Source organism: Pseudomonas sp. Pseusp3 (genome assembly GCF_047304225.1).
Classification (GTDB): Bacteria; Pseudomonadota; Gammaproteobacteria; order Pseudomonadales; family Pseudomonadaceae; genus Aquipseudomonas; species Aquipseudomonas fluorescens_CD.
Map to the genome: position 1 here is coordinate 1 of NZ_JBGLYV010000215.1, position 1956 is coordinate 1956.

Consider the following 1956-nt stretch of genomic DNA (forward strand, 5'->3'; position numbering starts at 1 on the left):
CTCCTGCATTTGATTTGTGCACGACGCAAATCAAATGCAGGAGCGGGCTTGCTCGCGAAGGGGGCGACTCGGTCTTGAGCCTTACTTCTCAGGCATCGGCATCGGGAACGGCATGACATTGCCGACCGCGCCACGGGCTTCGCTGATTTTCGGTGTGCCCAGACGCTCGACTTCGTCGATACGCACGATCGAATGCATCGGCACAAAACTGCGCACCACGCCTTCGAACTGAGCCTTGAGCTTTTCTTCGCTCGGATCGACGACCACTTGCGTGCGCTCGCCAAAGACGAACTCTTCCACTTCCAGAAAGCCCCACAGATCACTTTGATAGATCTGCTTGGCGTACATTTCGAACACCTGGCCCTGGTTGAGGAAAATCACCTTGTAGATTGGAGCTTCACGTTTGGTCATGGTGGGCGGGTAACACATCGGGGTAAAAATGAGGGCGCAAACTATAGCACAGCCGTCGGACGCGCAACGGTAGGAACCACGGGCCATGTTCCCTATAATGCGCGGTTCTTTGAATCAGGTGATGACTCTTTCCATGGCCAAGAAGCTTTACATCGAAACCCACGGTTGCCAGATGAACGAGTACGACAGCTCGCGCATGGTCGATCTGCTGGGCGAACATCAGGCCCTGGAAGTCACCGCCCGCGCTGAAGACGCCGACGTGATCCTGCTCAACACCTGCTCGATCCGCGAACGTGCACAGGACCGGGTCTATTCCCAGCTCGGTCGTTGGCGCGAACTGAAACTGGCCAACCCGGACATGGTGATCGCCGTCGGCGGCTGCGTGGCCAGCCAGGAAGGCGCGGCCATCCGCGATCGCGCGCCGTACGTCGATGTGGTCTTTGGCCCGCAGACCCTGCACCGCCTGCCGGAAATGATCGACGCCGCGCGCATCAGCAAGCTGCCGCAAGTCGACGTCTCGTTCCCGGAAATCGAAAAATTCGACCATTTGCCCGAGCCGCGCATCGACGGCCCGAGCGCTTACGTGTCGGTGATGGAAGGTTGCAGCAAGTACTGCACGTTCTGCGTGGTGCCCTACACCCGTGGCGAAGAGGTCAGCCGGCCGTTCGACGACGTGATTGCCGAGATCATTCACCTGGCCGAAAACGGCGTGCGGGAAGTGACGCTGCTGGGGCAGAACGTCAACGGCTATCGCGGCCTCACCCATGACGGGCGCCTGGCGGATCTGGCCGAGCTGATCCGCGTGGTCGCCGCAGTCGATGGCATCGACCGCATCCGTTACACCACGTCGCATCCGCTGGAGTTCTCCGACAGCCTGATCCAGGCCCACGCCGACGTGCCGGAGCTGGTCAAGCACCTGCACCTGCCGGTGCAGTCGGGCTCGGACCGCATCCTCGCCGCGATGAAGCGCAACCACACCGCGCTGGAATACAAATCCAAACTGCGCAAGCTGCGCGCCGCCGTGCCGGGAATCTGCATCAGCTCGGACTTCATCGTCGGCTTCCCGGGCGAGACCGAGAAAGACTTCGAGCAAACCATGAAGCTGATTGCCGACGTCGGTTTCGACTTTTCCTATTCGTTCGTCTACAGCCAGCGCCCGGGTACGCCGGCTGCCGACCTGGCCGATGACACACCGGAGGAGTTGAAAAAAGAGCGTCTGAATGCCCTGCAACATCGCCTGAACCAGCAAGGTTTCGAGATCAGCCGACAAATGGTCGGTTCGATCCAGCGGATCCTGGTGACCGATTACTCGAAAAAAGACCCGGGCGAGTTGCAAGGCCGGACCGAGAATAACCGTATCGTCAACTTCCGCTGCGACAATCCGACCCTGATCGGCCAGTTCGCGGATGTGCACATCGATGCCGCGCAGCCGCACTCGCTGCGGGGTTCGCTGATCCAATAATCGCCACAGATCAATGTGGGAGCGGGCTTGCTCGCGAATAGGGAGTGTCAGTCAATAAATAGGTAACAGACACACCGCTTTCG

The 1956-nt window shown here is 59.7% G+C and carries 2 protein-coding genes; one reads left to right on the forward strand and one right to left on the reverse strand.

The window, feature by feature from the left end; translation table 11 throughout:
* Positions 1-81: 81 nt before the first annotated feature.
* On the reverse strand, positions 82-411 hold the full coding sequence (locus tag ACCD00_RS30550; protein ID WP_003185742.1) for a DUF1820 family protein: 330 nt from the start codon (positions 409-411) through the stop codon (positions 82-84).
* A gap of 133 nt (positions 412-544) precedes the next feature.
* On the opposite strand from ACCD00_RS30550, the gene miaB reads away from it, so the two are divergent.
* Positions 545-1873: a tRNA (N6-isopentenyl adenosine(37)-C2)-methylthiotransferase MiaB gene (gene miaB / locus ACCD00_RS30555; protein ID WP_015096961.1), complete on the forward strand. Its 1329-nt coding sequence runs from the start codon at positions 545-547 to the stop codon at positions 1871-1873.
* Positions 1874-1956 lie beyond the last annotated feature (83 nt).

Bases quoted from the DNA above. Each gene is read 5' to 3' on its own strand.
- miaB (WP_015096961.1), top strand. From the start codon at position 545: ATGGCCAAGAAGCTTTACATCGAAACCCACGGTTGCCAGATGAACGAG.
- ACCD00_RS30550 (WP_003185742.1), bottom strand. From the start codon at position 411: ATGACCAAACGTGAAGCTCCAATCTACAAGGTGATTTTCCTCAACCAG.